Below are 24,112 nucleotides of genomic sequence, written 5' to 3'. Positions count from 1 at the left end.
GCCGCACAGGGACGACCGCGAGACGCCTGGAGGGGCCGTGCACCTTCGATACACGCCGCAGCAGGAGCAGTTGCGCGCCGAACTGCGCACCTACTTCACAAAGCTCGTCCCCGACAACGCCTACGCCCGGTACGCGGAGCCGGCCGTCCGCAAACGCCTCTACCGCGAGACGATCCGCCGGCTCGGCTCGGACGGCTGGCTCGGGGTCGGCTGGCCCGAGCAGTACGGCGGCAGAGGGCTCAGCCCCATGGAGCAATTCATCTTCTTCGACGAGGCGGCCCAGGCAGGCGTCCCCCTGCCACTGATGGCGCTCAACACGGTCGGTCCGACGATCATGCAGTTCGGCACCGACGAGCAGAAGTCGTACTTCCTGCCGAAGATCCTCTCCGGCGAGATCGACTTCGCCATCGGCTACAGCGAACCCGACGCCGGTACCGACCTCGCCGCGCTCAAGACCCGGGCGGTACGGGACGGGGACGCGTACGTCGTCAACGGGCAGAAGATCTGGACCACCAACGGCGACACCGCCGACTGGATCTGGCTCGCGGTCCGCACCGATCCGGACGCCCCGCCGCACAAGGGCATCACCATGCTCCTCGTCCCGACATCGGATCCCGGCTACTCGTGCACCCTCATCAACACGCTCGCCTCTCACGACACCACCGCGAGCTACTACGAGAACGTCCGCGTCCCGCTCGGGCACCGGGTCGGCGAGGAGAACAAGGGCTGGCGGCTGATCACCAACCAGCTCAACCACGAGCGGGTCACCCTCGCCGCTCACGGCACCATGGCCATCCGAGCCCTGCGCGACGTACAGCGCTGGGCCGCGGACACGAAACTCACCGACGGCCGCCGAGTCATCGACCTCGGCTGGGTACGAGGCCGGCTCGCCCGTACCCACAGCAGGCTGGACGCGATGAAACTGCTCAACTGGCAGATGGTGAACGCCGTCCAGGACGGCACCCTCACCCCACAGGACGCCTCCGCGGTCAAGGTGTACGGCTCCGAGGCCAGGCGGGACGCCTACGCCTGGCTGATGGAAGTCGTCGGCGCGGCGGGGCCGCTGAAGGAGGGCTCGGCCGGGGCGGTCCTCGGCGGGGAGCTGGAGCGCGGCTACCGATCCGCCGTGATCTTCACCTTCGGCGGCGGCAACAACGAGATCCAGCGCGAGATCATCTCGTGGATCGGACTGGGGATGCCACGGGTACGACGCTGACTGTGACGAGGATTTTTAGTTGACACAAAAGAGGGGTAGTTGGCATGCGACTACTGGCTTTAGTTGACACATGCTGAGGTTAGTTGTCACCTAGATCGCCAACATATTCGAGCGGCCTTCCGTGAGGCGGCCGCCGTCGGCTGGCGTTCGAGGGGTCTCCCTCATGGCTCGTGAGGAAGGCCGCCCAGGGCGAGGTGGCTATTGAACTGAGCCTGGACGGGCAAGGGGGCCAGGGCTATGGCTCAGACTGGCTTGATCACGGTCAGGCGCAGATCTTCGAGGAACCCTGCGCCGAAGGGGCGGAGATCGACGGCTTCGTCGCTCGCGAGAACTTCCCCACGGAGAGTGGATCGGTCCAGGGCTTCTCCTGGCTGTGCCGGCTTGTACCCGAGAACAAAACTGGGATCGCTGAGGTTTTCAAGCCGCAGCACTCGCTCCGCCACGTCCCGCCCGGCGCCGGCTGTGAACTGCTGGAACGGCATGGGGGTAAATCCCAGCTGCGCCTTGAACCGAAAAAGTCCAGTGCGCACAATATGTCCATAGAGATTTATGTCGACCCCCAGAGAGACGTTTCGACATCCCAGTTCACGGGCAACGCGAAAGACCATTGCGTAGATGCTTCGGGTCAAGCTGTCGCTGTGTCGCTCTGGTGCTACAGCGACGTACCGGAGTCGGAGAAGTGAATCGGTCGTGGAGTGGTGGCAGATGCAGCCGCCCACGACTACGCCGTCCTGAAGTGCGTTGACCGTAAGATACTCACCCCTCTGGGCCAGGAAGTCATCCCGCTCAAGGGGGGCGAGCATGAGCCCGTTGCGCATTTCGCTGACCCGGGACTTGTAAACATCCAGGAATGGGTCCAGCGTCTCCGGTGTCAACGGATTCTGGACAGTTATCCGAACGCCGTCATTCTCGGTCCTCCGCACTGACTTTCGAAACAGGTATCGACTGTTCTGTGAAAGTCGGCTCAGAAATTCTTCCTCGCTGCTTCCGGCCGGAGCAAGCCAGATCAGGCGGTCCGGCTTAGCGATGAAGCCCGCCTCGACGAGTGGAAGCTCGATATCCGCAGCAGGTTCGACCACGCGGATGATGTCGATGCTTTGGCGATGCTCTGACCAGTCGGTGGACAGGGCTTCTTCGGTACTTACCTCGGCTGTGGAGATTCCGTGGTCTGTCTCAAGGTGCATGAAGGATCCTCGCGTTCTTTGAAGTACTGATCATCGTGGAAGCCTGTGAGGCCCAGGGCCAGGCGATCAACCCGCCGGGGGAGTCGCTTTGGGCAATGGGAAATCGCGCCTGTTTCGGTGATATCCCGGCAAGGAAATATAGGTCAGGGAAGGTCGATGGGAAGGTGAAGGTCGTCCAGGGCGTGAGCGCAAAAACAATCCCGTTGCTCCGGAAGTATCTTTATGGTCTCGAGGACGACAGTTCGCAGGCGCTCAATGTTTTCGGCGAAAACTTTGAAGACCTCTGCCTGGGCGACGCTATCGTCTGCGTCAATTCCCGCGTCGAGGTCCGTTACCAGGGCGATAGAGGTGTAGCAGAGACCCAGTTCACGGGCGAGCACTGCCTCCGGGTGGCCGGTCATGTTCACGAGGGACCAGCCTGCTGCAGCGAACCACTGGGACTCGGCACGGGTGGAAAACCGTGGTCCTTCGACCACGACCATCGTGCCGCCGTCGTGGGCTCCGGATTCCGTTCCAGCAGCGGCCTTGAGGGCGGCAGCGCGGCCGGGTTCGCAGTAGGGGTCCGCGAACGAGACGTGGACGGCGCCCTCGTCGTAGAAGGTCTGCACCCGGCCGCTGGTCCGATCGATCAGCTGGTCGGGGATAACGAGGGTTCCTGGCCCCAGGTCCCTGCGCAGCGAGCCTACGGCGCAGGGCGCCAGTACCTGTTGCACGCCCAGTGAGCGCAGCGCCCATAGATTCGCCCGGTAGTTGATCGCGTGAGGCGCTCGCTCGTGCTGCCTACCATGACGGGGAAGGAAGGCGACCTGCCGGCCGCCGATGCTGCCGATGCAGATGGCATCGGACGGCTCTCCGTAAGGAGTTGCCACCGTCACTCGGTCCACGTTGGCGAGCAGCTCGTAGAAGCCGCTGCCGCCGATGACGCCTATTTCAGCGCGGTCCGCTATTCGGGTCACGTTGGTGCCGTCCCTTCTGTCGGTTGAGGTGTTCTCTGTTGGTTCAAGTTGGGAGTCCGCTGTGAGCCCGCCCGGGATGACGTATGGCGAGGTTGCTCGGCGGGCCCGGGCGCGCAGTGCGGGGCCCCGTCGGGCTTGCTGATGAGTCGGCTGGCCCGCTGCCGACTCCTGATTCGGGTGCGGCCGTTGTCCTCACCCCTCGGCTTGGCGGGCCCGGTAGGCGGCCGCCTTGACCCGGCTCTGGCAGGCGGTGGAACAGAACTGCCTGGCGCCGTTGCGCGAGGTGTCTACGTAGGTGCGGTCGCATCGGGGGGCGCGGCAGACGCCGAGGCGGCCCGCCAGGTCGCTGCCCAGAGCCAAGGCAAGGGCTGTGGCGCAGCCGGCACCCCAGCCCAGGGCGACACTGTCATCGGAACCATGGAAATGGACCTGCCACGGTTCGCCGCCCACCCGGTCCAGTTGCGGTCGCGCGCCCGTCGCCGCCAGCAAGGCGTTGATGCCTTCGGCGGCCTCATGGAGACGTTCCGCCTCCACCGCTTCGAACACAACTCTCATCTGCCGTGCGGCATCTGCCAGGTAGGCGGCCTGACTGGGCTCGACCCGTTCGGGTGCCGAAGCGAGAGGGAGGGCGGCTCGCACTGCCTCCGCCAGGAGTGCTCCTGCCGGCGCGATGTACGGTTTCCCCCCCGACTGGCCGTCTGTGAGCGTATTGACCAAGGAGACGGACACGTCCAACAACACCCTCACGTGACTGTCGAACATCACTTGACCAGTCACCCCCTTCTGTCTAGTGTCGTTCCTGACGATATCCGATTAGACAGTCACTCGGTGGTGTAACAGATGAGGTTTCTGTCGTCGGGGCAACCGCTTCCCCGTTCCGTGTGGCTTTTGATCTGTGCCCGAGCGGTCAATCGGCTCGGAGCCTTCTCGTTGCCTTTTCTAGCCGTGCTGATCACCACGCAGTTCGGAGCCAGCCCCGTGCTGGCCGGTCTCGTCACCGCCATGTTCGGGCTGGCCGCTATCCCCTCACGCCTGGCGGGCGGGCGTCTTTCTGACCGGATAGGGAGCCGCCGCGCGATCGTGGCCGGGCTCAGCGCCTGCGGCCTGGCCCAGCTCGGCATCGCCGCGTCCCCGGACTTGCCCACCGTCATCGTGTTCGTCCTTATTCTCGGCCTTGTCTACGAGGTGTACGAGCCGCCGAGCCAGGCGCTGATCGCCAACGCCACCACGGCCGCCACCCGTGTCCGGGCCTTTAGTCTCCTGAACGCCGCACTGGCAGTAGCGGGAATGATGGCAGGGCTCATGGCTGCCGCCCTGGGTCGCTGGGACCTGCGATGGCTGTTCCTCGCCGATGCCCTGACCTGCCTGATCTGCGCAGCGCTGGTGCACCGTGTCCTGCCCGCCGACCGGCCGCTCCCCGGCCGTCAGGCCGAGCAAGGGAAAGGCAGTCCGTGGCGGGACCGTGCCCTGCTCCTACTGCTTGCCAACGGCACCTTCTTCGCGCTGGTCTACTTGCAGATCCTTCTCACGCTGCCGTTGTCGCTGACCTACAGCGGCTTGCGGGCCGCCGATGCTGGCATTTTGATGACGGCCTCTGCGCTCACCGTCGTTGCCAGCCAGCCACTTGTCCGAAGTCCTCGTGTCGCACTCATGGCACCGTCCCGGATATTCGTGATCGGCTACGCCCTGCTCGCCGTAGGGCTGGGCGGCTACGCCGTCGCCCACACGTTGCCCTTACTGGTGGCCGCAACTGTGGTGTGGAGCCTCGGCGACGCCGTTCTCCTGGCCCGCATGCCTGCGCTCGTCGCCGATCTCGCGCCCGACCACAACAAGGGGCGTTATCTGGCCGTGTACGGCACCAGTTGGGGTATTGCAGGCGTTGTCGCCCCGCTGATCGGCACACAACTCCTGCAACAGGCGGGGCCTTTCGCGCTGTGGGGCACGGCTTCTGCCGCCTGTCTGGCGTTCGCTGCGCTTCAGCCGGCCCTGTCGCGTGGCTCTACCCGCCGGGTGGATGGGAACCTTGACACGGCCGCTTCCGCGCGACCGCGGGATCAGGCCGATTCTTGAGGTTTCAGGCCGCGACACGTCAGGTAGCACCCTGCGCCTTCTGCCTTCTGGTGGCACAGGAGGGACAGGTTGGTCGGATATCCCTCACGCCTGACTGCACTGCATATCGGCAACGGGCGGCGACGTCACCAGCCGACCTCGCTCAGAGCCTTGGCAGTCCCTCGGAGGCCGTCATGCGACCAGGCCGCAGCACAGACTGCGCGGAGCCCATCGTGCTTCCCGCCGCTGCCATCGACGACGAGGTCTGTCCCGTGAACAGAGATCTGCCAGCCACCACAGCCGAAGACTGACCCGTGAATGTCCACCGCGGGGTGCGACTGGAGGAGTCCGCGCAGGTCCTCCGCCACAAAACTGGGACGCATAGCGGCAGGAGCCCTGACCAGAGCATCAGGATCCGTCGCCCCCGTGAGCACTAGCAAGCTGTCGAGGCCGGCGGCACTGGCACCCTGAATATCGGTATCCATGCGGTCACCGACCATCAGCGGACGCACGGCTCCCGTCCGCTTGACTGCCTCGTCGAACAGAGGAGCCTCTGGCTTTCCGGCCACGGTAGGGCGGATGCCTGTTGCGCTCACAACTACCGCCACCAGCGTCCCGTTGCCAGGAGCCAGGCCCCGCGGAGTAGGCACCGTCTGGTCGGTGTTCGTCGCGATCCACGGCACCCCCTTGCCTACAGCAAAGCTGGCCTCAGCCAGGTCGCTCCAGGCGACATCACGCCCAAAACCCTGGAGGACGACATCCGGCCCCTCTTCGGCGCTGCTGACCTCACGCAATCCGTACTCGCGGACTGCGGCGCGCAGCCCCTCCGCCCCGATGACCAGAGCTGATGCTTCCGGCCCGAACGTCTGCCGTGCGAGACCCGCAGCGGCCTGCGCGGAGGTAACGACACTCCCGTCCTTGGCCGGCATGCCGATATCGCGAAGATGCTGGACCACATGAGAAGGAGTGCGGGATGCATTGTTGGTGACATAGACGAGATTCATCCCCGACTCTGCTGCACGGTGCAGGGAGGCGGCGGCGTGCGGCACTGGATACGGCCCGACGTACACCACCCCGTCCAGATCAAGGAACGCGGCGTCGTAGACCTCGCACAGCGGCCTACCGCTGCTGCCGGCCAAAGAGGTTCTATCAGGCACGGTTCTGCTCCACTTTCTCGTCCGCCATCGCGTGTTCCTGCGCCCCGGGGCCTGGCGTCGTCTTCCTGGCGCTCTTCGGCCGGGCTATCAGCAGGGTGATCAGGAGAGCCAGGAGCCCGACGAGCACCGCTTGGCCCGCGCTGTAGACCCAGAAGTACTGATTGCTGCCGTGCCACTGTGTCGCGGACTGATACAACCAGCCGCCGACCGCAGCGCTGGCGAATGCTCCGATGCCAGAGGCGAGGCGCTGGTTACCGAACACCAGCGCAGGGTTGTCGGGGGAGTAGCGCAGGGCTTCCAGCTCGTTCTTCAGAAACAGCACCACCTCGCCCGCGCTCACCAGGACGACACCAGCCACCAGGGCGACGATGCCTGCCTGGGCGATCAGCAACAGCCCGAGAGCGAACGCCAGAAAGGACACGGATAGTGCGGCCGGGTAGCCCAGACGGTCGATCCGCTGGGACAGGAGAGGCTGCAGTGCGATGACCAGGACTCCGTTGAGCAGCAGCAGAAGCCCGAAGACCACCGGTGCATGTTTGCCGACCATGTATACGCTCATGTAGTTCTGGAAGAACATGTACACGTAGTAACCGAGCGCGGCGGCTATCACCGGCGGGATGAGCAGTCCCTTGCGCAGACTGCCTCGAGGTGGCCTGGCGCTCACCGCTCCCGAGGTGCCCTTGCCGTCCGACGGCAGAGCCCGCATATGCAAGACGGTTACCAGCGCGAAGATTCCGGTGGCGGTGACGAATACCGCGACGGGTGCGTTCATGATGAACAGTCCGGAAAGCACGGGCCCGAGCGCCATCCCGCCGTTGAGCGCGGAGTTGCTGAGTGACAGGAACAGCGGGCGCCGCTCCTCTTCACAGTCACGTACTACGTAGGCCTTGTTGGCGGGCAGGTACAGGGCCACGCCTGCCGATGACAGGAGCAACGCGATGATGGACAGGGACGGCATCGCGAACGAGGCGGCAAACAGTGCGAAGCTGCAGGTCCGTACGATCAATGCCGCGACCATGCTGCGCTTCAGTCCGAAACGGTCAGCGATGATGCCGCCGACGACCCCGCCAGAGATCTGTACGAGCGAGGCGACAGCCAGAACGATGCCCACCGTGCTCATGTCCATTTTCAACCTGCTGTGCAGGAAGAAGGACATGAACGGCATCACCATGAACCCGGCGAGCGGGATCAGGAAGGACGCGATCAGCAGCAGCCGGAAACCCTGGGGCAGCTGCCCCAGCTTCCTAGAGAGAAGGTTGCCGGTGTCGGCCATCGGCGCACTCCGCCCAGTAGTTCGTACAGATCTCGCCAGCAGGATTTACAGCGGTCTTGCGCCCTGGCACCTCAGACCGCCTGCAGCGGCTCGTCACGTGGGGCAAGCCGGCAGAGGCGGGAGCGGCGGACATGGACCCGCCCCGCATGACGACCGGATATTTCAGCCACTCAGTCGCCAACGGGGCCGCGCGCCGTGCCGCTTCAGCTGGAGCCGACCAGGGGTGCGCGGTCACCGCTGGTCTTCCCGCCGCACGTGCACACCGACCTTCCCGACGGCCGACATCGCGTTATGGAGCGCCAGTTCCGCCGTGGCCCCTGTACAGAACAGGATGGCGACGGCTCCGCGCTGGTCGGTGGTGGAGGGCACGGGGTCCCCGGGGCGCTTGAGCGGATAGAGCCTGGGGTCACCCGGATGGTGGGCGAGCAGATCCTCGCCCGTGAAGTGATCGAAGACACCAGTATGGGAGGGGTAGATCAGGATCTGGGCCGTACCGCGCTCCACGTCTAGAGGGATGTCCATCAAGGCGGGGCGCTCACCGAGGGCCAGGTCGATGAAGGCCCCGTGAACGTCCACGTCCAGAGACTGCCGTATGCACTCGCCGATCATCCCGCCGCCGAGCCGCGGGTTGACCTCGACGATCTCAAGGCCCTCGGAGGTCACGATGAACTCCGTGTGAGTGAACCCCTCGCTGTAGCCCGCTGATGCCAGGATGCTGCTAAGCCAGTCCTGCAACTCCTTCGCCTGGTCCTCGGGAAAGCTGACCGGGAAGCTCAGCGCGTCCTCCCGGAAGTACGGCTCAGGAGAGAGGGACCGGCTGTTGATGCCCAGGATGCGCATCTCGCCCTCGAAGGACAGCGTCTCTGCGCTGTAGAGAGGTCCGACAAAGTACGGTTCCACCGTCAGTGCTCCGCCGCGCACTTCGTCGACCTGGCGGGCTTCGTGGAGGATCCGGGGCAGGTCTGCCGGGTACTTCGCCAGCCAGACGTTTTGGCTGGAACTGCCGGCAACGTCCTTGACGATGCAGGGCATTGGCATCGACTCATACTCTGCCTGCGCCACGTCTGTGTGAGGATCGAGCAGGATGCTCGGCGCCCTGGAGAGCCCCTTCTCGTGCAAGGCGTTGCGCAGCCGCGCCTTGTTGCGCAACAGCGCCACGGCTTCCCTGTCCTGACAGGGGAGCCCCAACGCCTCCGCTGCCGCCAACGCCGGCATGCTCCACAGGTCGGTCATTCTCACGATGCCCGCCAGCCCGGGAATCTCCCGCAGCTTGGCGACGAGCTCGTCGACGTTCGATGTGTCCACGTCGACCACGTGAACCTCTGCCGCCCTGCCGGATCCGAGCTCGTGCCGGTAGAAGCTGCGGTCGGTCGTGAGCAGGTAGAGGTCATGCCCCCGGGTTCGTGCCGCTTCGGCCAAATATCCGAGGCCGAAATTGAGTGTCTCGATAACGGCGATAGCCATCGAAATAATGCCTCTCGTTAGGCAGTGGGCGCTGATGCCGTGGTAGGTCGGGCGAGCGGCCGCCCGCATTGCTGGCCATATCGGACATTCGCAGGGCGAACATGCCGCGAGGCGAGACTCAATACAGGGACCGTACATCAGAGTTAACCATGGCTCAACGGACTTGAGAGGCGCTGGCGACCGGCTGTTGCGCATCCATTGCAATAGTGCCCGAGCGGCTCCTGGGGGTCGATGTGACGTGCGCTATGGAATCCCTCGACCTCCGCGCGGTCGGGGGTAATGTCTGAATTGATGCTGTGTGTGGCGTGATAAAGGCCCAGGTGGGAGGGGGTGGCCCATCTCGGGTTTATCGTTCCGTTATAATTGGGTGGTTGCTTAGTAACAGCTTTCAGTGCAGTGTGATCGAGGCCGTCAACCCACGGGGGAGTTGAATTGGATCCTTGCGCCGGTACCGCTGGCGCAGCAGGAAGCGGAAACGTGCATTCCGCTATAGGTCCTGTCGGCGTGATAGCGCCTGACTGAGGGTGATGCGTCCCGTTTCGGGAACGCCCCCTACCAGCTCTAGAAGCTGAGTGTCTAATACAGGATGCAAGTTGGCTGAAAGTCGTGCCGGGCTACGTCATGCCGTCGCGTCGGCTTACCGGGGGAGTCAAACATGACAGCGCAAAGCCATGTCACAAGTATTCAGATCCATGCAGATGCCGCAGAGAGAGACGAGCGTGCGCTGCAGTATCTGCAACACCGCCTCACAGCAGTCCCTCCCTTTGAGCTGCCGCTGCCACGGCATCACCTAACCACCACCCACGCGTCCGGCATATCGCGGTGTAGCACCGTGCAAGCGTCCACCGCTCACCGGCTGGACGCTTTCAGCAGAGAGCTGAGTTTGCGGCCCGACACGGTCCTCATGGCCGCATTCACCATCCTGCTTCACCGTCACGGACGAGCAGAGTCGCTGCACATCGCCACCCAACTGCAAGAGGCTCAGGGCTTACGCGATTACGCCGTGCCCGTGCGCTCCCTCCTTCCTGCCGGCGCATCCTTCCGTCAGCACGCCCAGGAGACGGCAACAGCCCTTGGCCAGACGAAGCAACTGCCGGACGAAGCACAGGTCGGAGCACTCACGGCGCAGCACCTCACCTGCGCCTTTGGCACCACACCGAATTTCGGGCCGAACCATTTGTCCGTCTGCCTCACCCAGCGCGGACACGAGTGGGACCTCACATGGCACACCGATGCCCAAGGTCTCACCGGGCCGGCACTTGAACGGCTGATCACGCACTACGAAACCCTCCTCGACGGGGCCCTCGCCGATCCCTCAGTCTCCGTGCAGTCCCTTCCGCTCATGACGGAGGCCGAGGTCGAGCGTCTGCACGCACTGACAGAGACACGCACCCCACCGAGCACCCTCGGCGTCGTCGAACTGCTCGAGCGGCAGGCACTGCGTTCGCCCACGAATGAAGCGGTCGTCGGTCCGGACGGCAGCCTCACCTACCGCGAGCTGGACGAGCGCGTTACCTACCTCGCCCGGCAACTGCGGGCGGCGGGAGTGGCTCAGGGCAGCTTGGTTGCGGTCCTGATGCAGCGGACACCGCGGCTCTACATCGCCATGCTGGCCGTGATGAAGGCTGGGGCCGCCTACCTGCCCCTTGACGCCACACATCCGGCCCAGCGGCTGGAAGCAGTACTCGACGACGCCGATGTCGCCCTAGTGCTCACCGACCTGCCCGCAAGCCTCCCTGCCGGCGTACGAGCATCCGCGGTCCAGATAGACGACGCAGGCCGCGCTCGGCTACCCGCCCCTGGTGATGTAGACCTGGAGCACCCTCAGGGGGAAGACCCCGCCTACGTCATTTACACCTCAGGCACCACAGGCACGCCGAAGGGCGTGAAGATCCCTCACCGGGCTCTGAATAACCTTTTGCTGCATTTCGACGCCGAACTGAGCCTGACACCGCGCGACACCGTGGGCGGTGTCACCACGGTTGCCTTCGACATGTCGATCCTCGAGCTCTACCTGCCGCTGGTCCGTGGCGCACGTCTTGCCATGCTCTCCCGGGAGACAGTGACCGACGGCTACGCGCTGAAGGAAGCACTAACCGCCTTCGACGTCACTTTCATGCAGGCCACCCCTTTGACGTGGCGCATGCTGCTGGAAGCCGGCTGGCAGGCGGACCGCCGGTTCACCGCCGTCTGCGGCGGAGAGACCACCCCACCGGACCTTGCCGAGCAGCTGAAAGCCGCCGTCGGCTCCGTATGGAACCTTTATGGCCCGAGTGAGACGACTGTCTGGTCGACCAGCCACCGTGTCCAAGACACCACCAAAGCACTCCCGGTGGGGAGGCCAATCGCCAACACAACGCTGCGCATCCTCGATGAAAGTCATGCCCTGGTGCCGCTCGGGGCACCGGGAGAGCTCTACATCGGAGGAGCCGGAATAGCCCTTGGCTACCTCGGCCGCCCCGAGCTGACCGCAGAGCGATTCGTGCCGGACCCCCTGCTACCAGGAGCAGTGCTCTACCGGACAGGCGACCGCGCCCGATGGTCGGACGAGGGCGAACTGGAGTTCCTCGGCCGCCTCGACCGGCAGATCAAACTACGGGGATATCGCATAGAGCTGGAAGAGATCGAGGCGGTGCTAAACCACCTACCCGGTGTCCGGCATGCCGTCGCAGACATCTACGAGAGCCCTGCCGGCCAGCAGCAGCTCGTAGCCTGGGTCGATACCGAGACCTCCGACACCGACAACAGCCACCGCGCCGACCAGCTTGCCGAACAGCTAAGGGCCAAGCTGCCGGACTACATGGTGCCCAAGCCCATCGTCCTGACCGACGGACTACCTCTCTCGGCCAATGGCAAAGTACTGCGCGATCAGCTCCCGACGCCACAGCTCTCCACTGGCCCGTCGGCAGCCTGGGCCACGTCGCTCGAACAGCAGGTCGCTGGCATCTGGGAGGAGATCCTCCAAGCACCCGGCATCGGGCCGCAGGACGACTTCTTCGAGCTCGGCGGTACCTCTCTCCTGGCTCAGCGCCTTGCAGTACGTATCAAGAGTGATCTCGGCGTCCGCATCAGACTCTCGCAGCTGATGAAGCACCCGACGGTACCGTCGCTCGCCGCCATCCTCCGCTAGAGGACGCCGCGCTAGCCCACTGCACCTCCGGTGCACCAGCCCCGCGGCCCACACTGAACCCGCTCCGGATGGTCTTGAGACCTTTGCCCCGTCCGTAGCCGGCCCGAACCTGCGCATGGAGAGTCATGAGCACTGCCAGCAACACCGAAACCGGTCCCGTCTGGGACGCCATCGGAAACTTCCGCCGCGGCCGCGACGCCATCAGCGGCCTGGACGAGCACGGCCAAACCGCTACGGCGGGATGGTTCGATCCGGACGTCATCTCGCTCGCGCACGGCGAGGGCATCCGCCGGCCGCACCCAACCGTGGTCGCCGCAGGCGTAACTGCCGTCCTGGACTCCACGAAGAACTCCCTGGACAACTACCTCTACCTGCGACAGAACCAGGACTTCGAGTCAGCCCTCGTCGAACTGTTCGCCAAGCAGGGTATCCCCGAAGACATCGCGTCCAACCTCGGCATCGACAGCGGCGTGACCCGCCTCTTCTTCGGTTTCTTCCACGCCGTCGCAGAACCTGGCGACGTCTTCCTGACCGCACAGTCGTACTACCAGGGCATCAACATGTGGTGCGACATGGCGAAGGTCCAACTGGAGAGCGTGGAGACCTCAGCCGATAGAGATCACAAGCTGACCCGGGACACGCTTGAGGCCTGGTACGACCGGTACGTCACCACCGGCAGGGTCAAGGCACCCCGCGGCATCATTCTGTTCAACCCCAGCTACACCGGAGCACTCTACGATGCCGAAGAGCTGCGTGAGCTCAGCGCCTTCATCGAGGAGCACGACCTCGTCGTCCTAGAGGACGCCATCTTCTACCGCACCGAATTTCCCGGAAATGAATCCGTACGCCTTGCCTCGCTGCCAGGAATGGCCGAACGCGTCGTCACCGTCGACGGAGGTTCTAAGGCATACGGATTGGCAAATACGCGAATCGGCTGGGCATGTGGTCCCGCAGCCATCATGGAGCGGATCAACTACCACACAATGGTCACCTCCATGACCATCACCTCCCAGGCCAAGGCCATGGCACTCGCCGCCATCAACGCCCCCAGTGCGTATCTCGAGACCAACGCTCTCGAGTGCTCCGTACGAGCTGCCCTGGTCGCAGACCTTGTCGACACTGTCAACACGGATGTAGCCTCCGCCCTCGGATTCAGCCCCCGCACGCCCTTCCTGCGCGTGGCACACCAGCCAAAGAGCGGACATTCCATGCTGATCAATGGCAATGGGATGCGCGGCCTCACGCTTCCCGGCGGGTCGGCCATAGACGACAGCACGGATGTCACCCGCTACTTCCTGCGGACGGAGAAGGTCTGCTTCTCCCCGGCCATCTCCAACGGATTCACCGACTGCACCCTGCGGGTCAGCTTCGGATGCCTCGGCTCCGAACACACCTGGGCACACTCTCGCGCAGCCGAAACGCAGGCAGCGGCCATCGCCCTCCTCCAGCACGCGGACCCGTCCGCCGGCCGGGCCGACCTGGCCCAGCGTCTGCAGGCCGCCGGAATCACGTCTGCCGCCATCACTGACGGAGTCGGCGAGACGTTCGCCGAAGGACGATCCCTGATCAGGGAAGCCTTCGAGAACCGGATATCCGCCGCCGCCGTGCGCCTGGCCCTCGCCAACAAGAACATCCTCCAGGCCGGCTGACCGACCACCCCCAGATCATCCAGGCAAAGAGAGATGCACTATGAGTGCCCATGTGCGCACGTTCGCTCGTGATGCCCCCACGTCCCTCCCTCAAACCGTTCAGCCCACCCCGCTCCAAGAGGCCTACCTCGTAGGGCAGAGCGACTACTTCGAACTGGGCAACGTCAACGCCCACCTGTACGAAGAGTTCGACATCGACGACTTCGACATCGACGCCGCCAACGCCAGCATCCACGCCCTGATCGACCGCCACGAAGTGCTGCGCCTCGTCGCGCGAACAGACGGGCAGCTGGACATCCTCCCCAGCACACCCCCGTACAAGATCCCGGTCGTCGACGCCAGGGACTGGGACCTGCCGAGGCTCGAGGCAGACCTGACCAGCACACGGGAACGGCTCGCCGCGCACGGTCCCTCCACCGACGCCTGGCCGCTCTTCGAGACCCTGTGCTACCGCACGTCCGACACCCAGTACCGCTTCTTCGTCAGCGTCAGTCTCCTTCTGCTCGACGTCCATACCGAAGGACTGCTCCTCAACGACTTCCTGCGCCTCTACCGCGACCTCGGCGACCTCGGCGACCCCGTTGCCCTGAGCTACAGCGACTACAGCCAAGCCCTACACGATGAGACCGTGGCCGAGGAAGACGAAGCGTGGGAGTACTGGAACGCCCGGCTCAACGACCTGCCTGCTGCGCCCGAGCTGCCTCTGCACAAGACTGAAAACGCCACGCACAGCGCAGTTTTCCGCCGCCGCCGCCTCCGCATGTCCGCCGATAAATGGGCCCGGTTCAAAAATCACGCCGCGGCTGCAAAGATCACGCCTACCAGTGCCCTGTGCACCGCCTACGCCGAGATCCTGGCGCACTGGGCCAAGGACCCCCACTTCACACTCAACATTCTCGCTTCGCGCCGACTGCCACTCCATGAGGAAGTGTCCCGTCTTGGCGGGAACTTCGGCACAACCCTTCCGCTAGCTGTCGACTGCCGAGAGCGCCAGCCTTTCGTGCACACCGCGCGGTCTGTACAGACTCAACTGTGGGACCACGTCGAGTACGCCGGGGTCAGCGCGATCGACATCTCCCGCAAGGCAGCCCGCCTGCGAGGGTGGAACAGCCAGTCGGCTCTGCCCGTCGTCTTCGCCAGCGGGCTGGACATGGACACCTCTGAACTGAGCGCCCCGCCGCTCAACGCCCGCGAGATCAGCGGCGCCCTGCAGACCCCCCAAGTCCACCTCGACCACCAGGTGTACGAGATCGGCGGAGAGCTGATCAGCAACTGGGACGCGGTCGAGAACCTGTTCCCCGAAGGCCTGCTGGACGAGCTCCTCGCGGCGTACCAGGCCCTCCTGGAAAGACTCGCCGACGACGAATCCGCGTGGCAGGTGCCGGCTGCTCAGCTCCTCACCACCGAACTGCCGCCGCTGCCCACCGCGGTCGATACGCCCTGCACCGGAATCCTCCATCATGCTTTCCTGCAGCAGGCCACGAATCGACCCGAGCAGATTGCGGTTCGCGCGGACGGCGTCCAGCTCAGCTACGGACAAGTGGCCCAGTGGTCAGCTGCGGTCGCTGAGCAACTGAAAGGACGGGGCATCGGGCCAGGGGATCTGGTTCCCGTCGTCATGCACAAGGGCTGGGAGCAAGTAGTCGCGGTCCTGGGCATCCTGCGCGCTGGAGCCGCCTACCTCCCCATCGACGCAGCGCTGCCCGCCGCCAGAATCGACTACCTCATAGGCCAGTCGGACAGTTCCTTGGTGATCACTCAGCCGCTGCTCGCCGAAGACCGGCCCTGGACCTACCCCGCCGACGCCCTACCCGTCGACACCGGCCTTGCTCACCGGACCCCCGACGACTGGCTCTCGCCAGGGCCGGCCGGCCCGCAAAGCCTCGCCTACGTCATCTACACCTCCGGCTCCACCGGCCTGCCCAAAGGCGTCGCCATCGACCACAGCGCCGCCATGAACACCATCGAGGACATCAACCACCGCTTCGCGGTCAACAGCGGCGACACGGTTCTCGCACTGTCCTCCCTCAGCTTCGACCTATCCGTCTGGGACGTCTTCGGCATGCTCGCCGCAGGCGGCACGCTCGTCATCCCCAGCCCGACCGAGCTTCGGGATCCAGCTCGGTGGCTGACACTCTTGAGGCAAGAGCAGGTCACCATCTGGAACACGGTCCCCGCTCTGATGGACATGCTCACGAAGTACGCCGCCCACGCCGGTGACCTCCCTCAGACGCTTCGGCTGGTCATGATGAGCGGCGACTGGATCCCCGTGACACTGCCCGACCGCATCCGCCAGCAGTTCGGAACCGAGGAAGTCATCAGCCTCGGAGGCGCCACCGAAGCCTCGATCTGGTCGATCCTCTATCCCATCGACCAGGTCGACCCCTCCTGGCGTTCCATCCCCTACGGCAAAGCCATGGCGCGCCAAAGCGTCCATGTCCTGGACGACGCCCTGCAGCCCAGGCCTGCCTGGGCAGTAGGAGAGCTCTACATCGCCGGAGACGGTGTCGCCCTCGGCTACTGGCGAGACCCCGAGCGGACCGGGCAGCGCTTCATTACCCACCCGATCACCGGTGCCAAGCTCTACCGGACGGGCGACCTGGCGCGCCATCTGCCCGACGGCAACATCGAATTTCTCGGACGTGAGGACGGCCAGGTCAAGATTCAGGGCTACCGCATCGAACTCGGTGAAGTCGAGTCGGTTCTGCAGCGCCATGAACACGTAGCGGATGCCGTCGTTTCCACGCACAAAACAGCTAACGGCAACGTCCTGGCCGCCTACGTGGTTTCCACCAGCCCTATCGATGCCGACAAGCTGCGCCGTGACATCTCCCGGCAACTGCCGGCCTATATGGTCCCCACGCGTGTCGTCTTCCTGCAACAACTGCCGCTCACCGGGAACGGCAAGGTCGACCGCGGCGCCCTGCCTGACCCTTACGTCCCCCACAGTGCGAACAGCAGCAGCCGCTCCACCCCACGTGACGAGACCGAACGCAGACTGCTCACTATCTGGGAAGAGATCCTCGAGTCCAAAGACATAGTGGTAAGCGACGACTTCTTCGACATAGGCGGTAACTCGTTCGCCGCGATGAGGGTCATGGCTGCGCTCCGCCGTGATCTCAACGTGAAGCTGCCTCTGTCCGCGCTCTTCCGCGGGGCAACCGTCGCCCGCCTCGCAGACGTCGTCCGCGAAGCACGGAACGCAGCTGAGCCCTCCAAGTCCCTGGTTGTGCCCATCCAACCGGACGGGCACAAGCAACTCTTCTACTGCGTACACCCGGTGGGCGGCAATGTCGTCTGCTACAGCAGCCTTGCCCGTCACCTCGGAGACACTCAGCCCCTGTTCGGACTGGAAGCCCCTGGTCTCAGCGGAGAAGCAAGCAGCAGCACCATCGAAGAGATCGCCGCCACCTACGTCCGCGCTGTTCTCGAACACAGCGCGGGACGCTCCTTCAGCCTCGGCGGCTGGTCCATGGGCGGCGTGATCGCCTTCGAAATGGCCCGCCAGCTCTCTCCTACACACCCCGAGTGCGAAGTCGTCCTCATCGACAGCCCTCACCCCCAGTCCGCCGAACGGACGGCGCCGACCATCTCCGAGCTCGCCGAGCGATTCCTCACAGACTTCCGCGCCGGGGGCGCACCGACCCAGCGTGAGAAGGAGCAACTCGCCAGCCTGGCGCCCGATGCCTCAGCCACCGAAGCCGTACGGCAGCTGCGAGCCGCCGGAGCACTCCCCCCCGACACCGACGAGCAGCAGGTGACCACCCTGTTCGACGTGTTCACCGCTCACACGTCGGCCTTGGCCAGCTATCGCGGCGGCCCCCACCAGGGCACGGTCCACGACCTGCGAGCGAACCGCGGAGTGCACGGCGGTTGGCCGGCAGAGAGCTCCCCGTGGTGCACCGATGCAGCCAACACCTCCGTGCATGTCTTCGATGCCGACCACTACTCCCTCGTGGCCGAGCCCGGAGTCGGAAGTCTCGCCGAGACCCTCATGACACTTCTGGCCAACCCGAGGAGCAGCGATGTCCTTCAGTGAACTCCTCGCCTCTGCCCGCCAACACGGCTACGCAGTACCTGCGTTCAACGTTGTTGACGACGCGATGCTCCTCGGCGTCCTGGAAGCCGCAGAACTGGTCGAATCGCCTGTCATCATTCAGGTCTCCGAACGAGTGGCGCGTGCGCTGGGACCCCACCACTTCAAGAGCGCTTACGACCGGGCCGTGTCTGATACCGGAGCCACTGCCGCCCTTCACCTCGACCACTGCGGCGACCCCGGGTTCATCGACGTGTGCCTGACCGCAGGCTGGGACTCGGCCCTCTACGACGCTTCACACCTGGAATACAGCAAGGCACTGAGCACTACCGCCCAGGTAGTGAAGGCTGCAGCCGCCCACGACGCCGCCATAGAAGGAGAGTTTGAGCGCATCGGCAGGACCACCGAGCAGACCGCTCCCACTGCTGGACCCCTCGCGGACGCACTCGCATTCATCGAAGCCACTGGCGTTGCAGCCTTCAGCCCGGCAGTCGGCACGCTCCACGGCCACTACAGCCAACGCCCCGCCCTTCAGCCCGAGCGCGTCGACGCACTCGTCGAACGAACCACCACGCCGTTGGTACTCCACGGCGCAACCGGCCTGGACGACACCACACTCCGTGACTTTGTCCACCGCGGCATCACCAAGGTCAACTTCTCGACAGTGCTCAAAGCCGCGCACACGGACGCTGTGCGTCAGCACGCCCGCGAAACTGGCGAGACCCTGGAGCCCCTCAACCTCCTGCTCGAAACCCGCGCCCGAGTCGCCAAGGCCGCTGAGCACTGCATGACGGTCCTTCACAGCCGAGGAAAGGCAGCCTGATGCCGGCGCTCATCTTCGACTGCGACGGCGTTTTGATCGACACTGAAAAGGGCGGCCACCTGCGAGCCTTCAACCAGATGTGGCGCGAATTCGGCATACCGTGGAACTGGTCCACCGAGCAGTACGCCGCCAAGCTGCAGATCTCCGGCGGCAAAGAGCGCCTCAGCAGCCTCCAGTACGAAGCCGACTTCCGTGCCGCATGGGGAATTCCCATAACCCCCACCGAATGGGACCGTGTCGTCGCCGTCTGGCACCGCCGCAAGACACAGATCTTCCTTGACATCATCAAAGACGGAGGAGTGGCGCCCCGACCCGGCGTCCGACGTCTCGCAGAAGAAGCTCACGCCGCAGGATGGCCGCTGGCCATAGCCTCCGCCAGTGCCGAGCCGTCCGTACGGGCCGCCCTGAGACACGTCATGGGAGATCGACTCGCCGCAGCATTCCACGTACTTGCCGGGGACTCCGTGCATGCCAAGAAGCCAGCGCCCGACGTGTACGAACTGGCAGCCCAGACCATAGGCACAGCCCCTTCGGACTGCATTGTCGTGGAGGACACCCGCAACGGAGTCCGTGCCGCCCTCGCAGCAGGAATGACGTGCCTCGTCACGCCTACCGGACTCTCCGCGGGACACGATTTCACCGGTGCCTCCCTTGTGGTCAGCAGCCTCGGATCCGCATGCACCGCCGAGCAGACGACGGTCTTGTCCAATCCTCGGCAGATGGACATCACAGACCAGGTCGACCTCAGTCATCTCGCTCAGCTGATCTGCCACCCAGAAGCCAGCCGCTCGACGCTGGCCACCGCCCACCACAGCACCTGACTCAGGCAGCTGCCCCACCTGCCTTCACGAGCACATGGAGACACAGCAAATGTCACAGCACACCATCATGATCATCGGCTTCGGGAACATGGGCGGCCACGTTCTCGACATGCTGCTCCGCCGACCCGACAGCCCTCGCATCATCGTTGCCGGCCGGGACCCCGAACACCTGGAGCGGCGTGCCAACCTCTCCGTCCTCGCAGCCACCCATCTCGGCTATCAGCCCCGGGTCGAGACAGCGGTCATCGACGTACACGACATCGACCGCACCGCCCAGACTCTGGCACAGACCCGGCCCGACATCATTCTCAGCACTGTCAGCCTCCAGGCATGGTGGGTCGTCAACGAGCTGCCCACTCCGATACTCAACGAGCTCAACACGGCCGAGATCGGTCCGTGGCTCCCGATGCAGCTCACCCTGATCTACAAGCTCATGCAAGCTGTCCGAGCGTCTGGCATCGACATCAAGGTCGCCAACGCAGCCTTGCCGGACGCCACCCACCGCATCCTCGACTCCGTAGGGCTAGCTCCCACCATCGGCATCGGCAACGTCGCGAACGCGATTCCTGCCCTCCGGCGGGCCGCAGCCGAAGAACTGCAAGCACCGCTCGACCGGGTATCGGTCCGGCTGGTCGCGGAGCACTTCGCTACCAGCCGGCTGCCGAAGAAGGGACACGCAGACGGGGCCCCCTTCCATTTGTCGGTCTACCGAGACGACATCGACGTGACCGCCACCGTCGACCTCGATCAGGTCCTCCAGACCTCCGCAAAGCGGTATCCCCGCTCCGGAGGCAAGGTCGGCGTGATGCTCACCGCCGCCTCCGCAGTCACTGCACTTGACGCGCTCATGAGCCCGCAGCCGAGGCTTGTCCACGCACCCGGCGCCCTGAACCACATAGGGGGCTACCCGGTGCACGTCAGCTCCTCCGAGTTCACTCTCGCCCTGCCAGACGGACTGACACTCAAGGAAGCCCAGTCCATCAATGCCGAGGGGCTCGCCCACGAGGGCATCGACGAGATTCTCGACGACGGTCAAGTCCGCTACGGCCAGAAGCACATGGACGTAATGAAGCGGATTCTTGGCTACGAATGCCAGACCATGCGCCTGGAGGAAAGCGAAGCCCAGGCCGCGGAGATCGCCGCCCGCTACGCACAGCTTCTCCACCGCGTCCGCGGTGCCTGACCTGTTTCACCGCCAACTCAAGCGCCACCCCCACGCTGGTACGGGAAGTAAGGACCACACTGTGCACATCGCACCGCAGAAGAGCGGCAAATTCGGTGTGACGGTCGAGGGATTCAACGCCCTGACCTCCACCGCTGCCGAAGCCGAAGCGATCAAGCAAGCTGTCTACACCCACAAGATCGCTGTGCTGAAGCAGCAGCACCTGTCCCCGGCAGAGTTCGTAGGCCTCGGACGGCTCCTCGGCGAACCCGAGATCTACTACCAGCCCATGTACCACCACCCCGAGTTCAAAGAGATCTTCGTTTCCTCCAACGTTCCCAAGAGCGGCGAGCAGATCGGAGTCCCGCAGACCGGCAAGTTCTGGCATTCCGACTACTCGTTCATGCCGCGCCCCTTCTCTCTCACTCTGATCTACCCGCAGATCGTTCCCAAGAAGAACCGTGGTACGTACTTCATCGACATGGGCAAGGCATATGCCGGACTGTCCGAAGAGCTGAAGACCGCGGTTGCCGGAACAAGAGCTCAGCACAGTGCGAGCCGCTACTTCAAGATCCGCCCCACCGACGTGTTCCGTCCCATCGGCGAGGTCCTGGCGGAGATCCAGAAGGAATCCCCAGACGTCCTCCACCCCACGGTCGCCACGCATCCCGAAACGGGGGAGCAGATCCTCTACATCAGCGAGGCCCTCTGCCACGGGCTGCTGGACCAGGAGAACACTCCGCTAGACCCTCAGCTGCTCGACCAGTTGCTCGAGGCCACGGGGCAGAGGGACAACACCTTCACCCACGACAACATCCATCTCCAGACCTTCGAGGAAGGGGACCTGCTGATCTGGGACAACCGCAGTCTTATCCACCGGGCGCTCCACACGAACACTCCGGAGCCTGCCGAGTCCTTCCGTGTCACCGTCATGGACTCGCACGCCTGGTGACACGAGCATCCCCGCTCACCAGATTCCCACCGGCGATCGGCGCGAAGCCTCAACGCCCCTGGCGCGCTGCGCATTGCTGTGTAACAACTCCGGCTCCGCCCCGGTGCGCTCACGTTCTCCCCCGCCCCCGACCACAGGAGCATCCGTGAATCACCGCGCCTCGCCGTGGCTCCTGTGCCGACGGCCAAATCCGCAGGCAGCCATCCGCCTGTACTGCTTCCCCCATAGCGGCGGTTCACCTGGGGAGTACCTGCGATGGGCGGACGACCTGCCCCAGGTAGAGGTATGGGGCGTGCAGCTACCGGGTCGTGGCAGCCGGCTGCTCGAGCCGCCCGTCCGCGACATCGACGAGCTCGTGAGGCAGCTCCTGGAGGTCACGTCCTTCGAAGGTTCCTTCGCCTTCTTCGGCCACAGCCTCGGCGCTCTCATCTCCTTTCATGCCGCAGTCGCACTTCTGGAAGCAGACGGGCGCCTTCCCCGGCACCTCCTGTTGTCCGCGATGCCGCCTCCACACACGCCCCTTCAGATCCTCGATCCGTCCGGTGCCAGTGATGGCGAGCTACTGAGCCATATGGGCCGCTACGGCACCGTCCCTCCTGATGCGCTGGCCGACCCAGCCCTCCGAAGCATCATGGCCGAGGCCTACAGGGTCGACCTCGAAGTACTGGCCAGCTGCCAAGGTCGCCAGCATCCTGTCCTTCCCGTGCCCACCACCTTGTTCGCCGGCTCCGATGACCCCCTTTCGGAACAGCTTGAGGAGTGGGACCAGTACCTGACTGCTCCAGCGCGCACCATCCGGTTCCCCGGGGGCCACTTCTACCTGCGCAACGAGCACGGCGCGCTGATGCGCGCACTCCACGCAGTACTCCAGCCCTGACCCAGCAGCCTCAGCCCCCACACGGGCGGAGAGGAACACATGGACTCGCTCGCCCAGGCCGTCATAGACGGAGGCTCCGCGGAGCTCATCAAGCAGCGGCCGGTGCCTGATACCTACACCGCGGCCCACACTCGCGTCAGCGATGTCGGCATGTTCGACGGGGACTCCGATCCTGATGTTCGCCGTTCCCTGCATGTGGGTGAAGTGCCCATGCCGGAACTGGCAGTCGACGAAGTGCTCGTAGCCGTCATGGCCAGCTCGATCAACTACAACACCGTCTGGTCCGCCACATTCCAGCCGCTGCCCACCTTCACCTTCCTCCAGCGCTACGGAGCCCGCGGCGGGGACGCGCGCAGGCACGACCAGCCTCATCACGTCCTGGGTTCAGACGGCTCCGGGGTGATCGTCAGGGCAGGTGCAGGTGTGCGGCGCTGGAGCATCGGCGACCACGTCCTCATTTCCTGCATCCAGGTGGACGACCACGAGCCGGCCACCCACGCCGACAGCATTCTGGGGCTTGAGCAGCGAGCCTGGGGCTACGAGACGAACTTCGGCGGGCTGGCTCACTACGCCGTCGTCAAGGCCAGTCAGCTGGTGGCCAAACCAGGTCACCTGACCTGGGAAGAGGCGGCCAGCAACATGCTCACCGCCACTACCGCCTACCGCATGCTCATCAGTAGCACTGGCGCACGCATCAAGTTGGGCGATGTGGTACTGATCTGGGGCGCCGCGGGCGGCCTCGGCGCCTTCGCCGTGCAGCTGGTCAAGCAGGCCGGTGGTATACCCGTCGGCATCGTCAGCTCAGCGGAGAAAGAGGCAGCCCTCGCCGCTCTCGGATGCGACGTGATCATCAATCGTGACGACGTCGGCCTGACCGGTAGCGATGCCCCCGCAGACGTCATCCAACAGGGCAAACGTCTCGGACGGGCCATCCGCGCCCGCGTGGGAGAAGACCCGCACGTCGCCTTCGACTGCATCGGGAAAGCCACTTTTGGGCTGTCCGTCTTCCTGGTGAGGCGAGGAGGAACCGTCGTGACGTGCGGATCCAGCAGTGGTTACCACCACACGTACGACAACCGCTACCTGTGGATGAACTCGAAGCGGATCATCGGAAGCCACGCCGCCAATCTGCACGAGCAAGCGGAAACCGCACGCTTGTTCAGTCTCGGCAAGCTGAACCCCATTCTTTCCCGGGTGTTTCCTCTGAAGGAGACAGCTGAAGCGGCTCGCCTTGTGCAGACGAACCAGCACATTGGGAAGGTCGGAGTGCTGTGCATGGCTCCGAAGGAAGGATTGGGTGTGACCGATGTGGCCAGGCGGGAGGCCATCGGGGAAAGTCGGATGACAGTATTCCGTCGCTGAA

General features: G+C 64.7%; 17 protein-coding genes. 11 read left to right on the top strand and 6 right to left on the bottom strand.

Annotated features, from left to right (window positions below; translation table 11 throughout):
- Positions 1-37: 37 nt before the first annotated feature.
- Positions 38-1,216, top strand: coding sequence for an acyl-CoA dehydrogenase family protein (locus tag ACFYV1_RS27980; RefSeq protein ID WP_389398364.1), 1,179 nt, complete (start codon positions 38-40; stop codon positions 1,214-1,216).
- Positions 1,217-1,458: 242 nt separating this feature from the next.
- On the opposite strand, the gene ACFYV1_RS27975 is transcribed toward ACFYV1_RS27980, so the two are convergent.
- The 3 genes from ACFYV1_RS27975 to ACFYV1_RS27965 form a co-directional block, all read right to left on the bottom strand.
- On the bottom strand, positions 1,459-2,400 hold the full coding sequence (locus ACFYV1_RS27975) for a GNAT family N-acetyltransferase (RefSeq protein WP_389398363.1): 942 nt from the start codon (positions 2,398-2,400) through the stop codon (positions 1,459-1,461).
- Positions 2,401-2,543: 143 nt separating this feature from the next.
- A complete protein-coding gene (locus ACFYV1_RS27970; protein ID WP_389398362.1) occupies positions 2,544-3,356 on the bottom strand; it encodes an S-methyl-5'-thioadenosine phosphorylase in 813 nt (270 codons plus the stop codon).
- 192 nt (positions 3,357-3,548) lie between these two features.
- Entirely contained in the window at positions 3,549-4,118 is a 570-nt protein-coding gene (locus tag ACFYV1_RS27965; protein WP_389398481.1) for a CGNR zinc finger domain-containing protein, read from the bottom strand.
- Positions 4,119-4,196: 78 nt separating this feature from the next.
- On the opposite strand from ACFYV1_RS27965, the gene ACFYV1_RS27960 reads away from it, so the two are divergent.
- Positions 4,197-5,426, top strand: a complete 1,230-nt coding sequence (locus ACFYV1_RS27960; RefSeq protein ID WP_389398361.1) for an MFS transporter — start codon at positions 4,197-4,199, stop codon at positions 5,424-5,426.
- Positions 5,427-5,551: 125 nt separating this feature from the next.
- On the opposite strand, the gene ACFYV1_RS27955 is transcribed toward ACFYV1_RS27960, so the two are convergent.
- The 3 genes from ACFYV1_RS27955 to ACFYV1_RS27945 form a co-directional block, all read right to left on the bottom strand.
- Positions 5,552-6,562 (bottom strand): HAD-IIA family hydrolase, encoded by a 1,011-nt coding sequence (locus tag ACFYV1_RS27955; protein WP_389398360.1) that lies wholly within the window; start codon positions 6,560-6,562, stop codon positions 5,552-5,554.
- Entirely contained in the window at positions 6,555-7,835 is a 1,281-nt protein-coding gene (locus tag ACFYV1_RS27950) for an MFS transporter (RefSeq protein WP_389398359.1), read from the bottom strand. The genes ACFYV1_RS27955 and ACFYV1_RS27950 overlap by 8 nt, the downstream gene beginning before the upstream one ends.
- A 231-nt stretch (positions 7,836-8,066) precedes the next feature.
- Positions 8,067-9,299: an ATP-grasp domain-containing protein gene (locus ACFYV1_RS27945; protein ID WP_389398358.1), complete on the bottom strand. Its 1,233-nt coding sequence runs from the start codon at positions 9,297-9,299 to the stop codon at positions 8,067-8,069.
- 904 nt (positions 9,300-10,203) lie between these two features.
- Here ACFYV1_RS27945 and ACFYV1_RS27940 point away from each other — a divergent pair.
- From ACFYV1_RS27940 to ccrA, 9 genes are all read left to right on the top strand, one after another.
- Complete coding sequence (locus ACFYV1_RS27940; RefSeq protein ID WP_389398357.1) at positions 10,204-12,429, top strand: amino acid adenylation domain-containing protein; 2,226 nt, start codon at positions 10,204-10,206, stop codon at positions 12,427-12,429.
- Between the two features lie 125 nt (positions 12,430-12,554).
- Positions 12,555-14,078 carry an aminotransferase class I/II-fold pyridoxal phosphate-dependent enzyme gene (locus ACFYV1_RS27935; RefSeq protein ID WP_389398356.1) on the top strand — a complete coding sequence of 508 codons (1,524 nt, stop codon included), beginning with the start codon at positions 12,555-12,557 and terminating at the stop codon, positions 14,076-14,078.
- Between the two features lie 40 nt (positions 14,079-14,118).
- A complete protein-coding gene (locus ACFYV1_RS27930) occupies positions 14,119-18,117 on the top strand; it encodes an amino acid adenylation domain-containing protein (protein ID WP_389398355.1) in 3,999 nt (1,332 codons plus the stop codon).
- Positions 18,104-18,937 carry a class II fructose-bisphosphate aldolase gene (locus ACFYV1_RS27925; RefSeq protein WP_389398354.1) on the top strand — a complete coding sequence of 278 codons (834 nt, stop codon included), beginning with the start codon at positions 18,104-18,106 and terminating at the stop codon, positions 18,935-18,937. The genes ACFYV1_RS27930 and ACFYV1_RS27925 overlap by 14 nt, the downstream gene beginning before the upstream one ends.
- Positions 18,937-19,758, top strand: a complete 822-nt coding sequence (locus ACFYV1_RS27920) for an HAD-IA family hydrolase (protein ID WP_389398353.1) — start codon at positions 18,937-18,939, stop codon at positions 19,756-19,758. Before ACFYV1_RS27925 ends, ACFYV1_RS27920 begins: the two co-directional genes overlap by 1 nt.
- Positions 19,759-19,807: 49 nt before the next feature.
- On the top strand, positions 19,808-20,941 hold the full coding sequence (locus ACFYV1_RS27915) for a saccharopine dehydrogenase NADP-binding domain-containing protein (RefSeq protein ID WP_389398352.1): 1,134 nt from the start codon (positions 19,808-19,810) through the stop codon (positions 20,939-20,941).
- 61 nt (positions 20,942-21,002) lie between these two features.
- Positions 21,003-21,872 carry a TauD/TfdA dioxygenase family protein gene (locus ACFYV1_RS27910; protein WP_389398351.1) on the top strand — a complete coding sequence of 290 codons (870 nt, stop codon included), beginning with the start codon at positions 21,003-21,005 and terminating at the stop codon, positions 21,870-21,872.
- A gap of 145 nt (positions 21,873-22,017) precedes the next feature.
- Positions 22,018-22,749, top strand: coding sequence for a thioesterase II family protein (locus tag ACFYV1_RS27905; protein ID WP_389398350.1), 732 nt, complete (start codon positions 22,018-22,020; stop codon positions 22,747-22,749).
- 39 nt (positions 22,750-22,788) lie between these two features.
- Complete coding sequence (gene ccrA / locus ACFYV1_RS27900; RefSeq protein WP_389398349.1) at positions 22,789-24,111, top strand: crotonyl-CoA carboxylase/reductase; 1,323 nt, start codon at positions 22,789-22,791, stop codon at positions 24,109-24,111.
- The last annotated feature ends 1 nt before the right edge of the window (position 24,112 follow it).

The sequence above is a fragment of the Streptomyces sp. NPDC003023 genome (genome assembly GCF_042888225.1).
Classification (GTDB): domain Bacteria; phylum Actinomycetota; class Actinomycetes; order Streptomycetales; family Streptomycetaceae; genus Streptomyces.
This window is presented reverse-complemented; position numbering and strand designations above follow the sequence as displayed.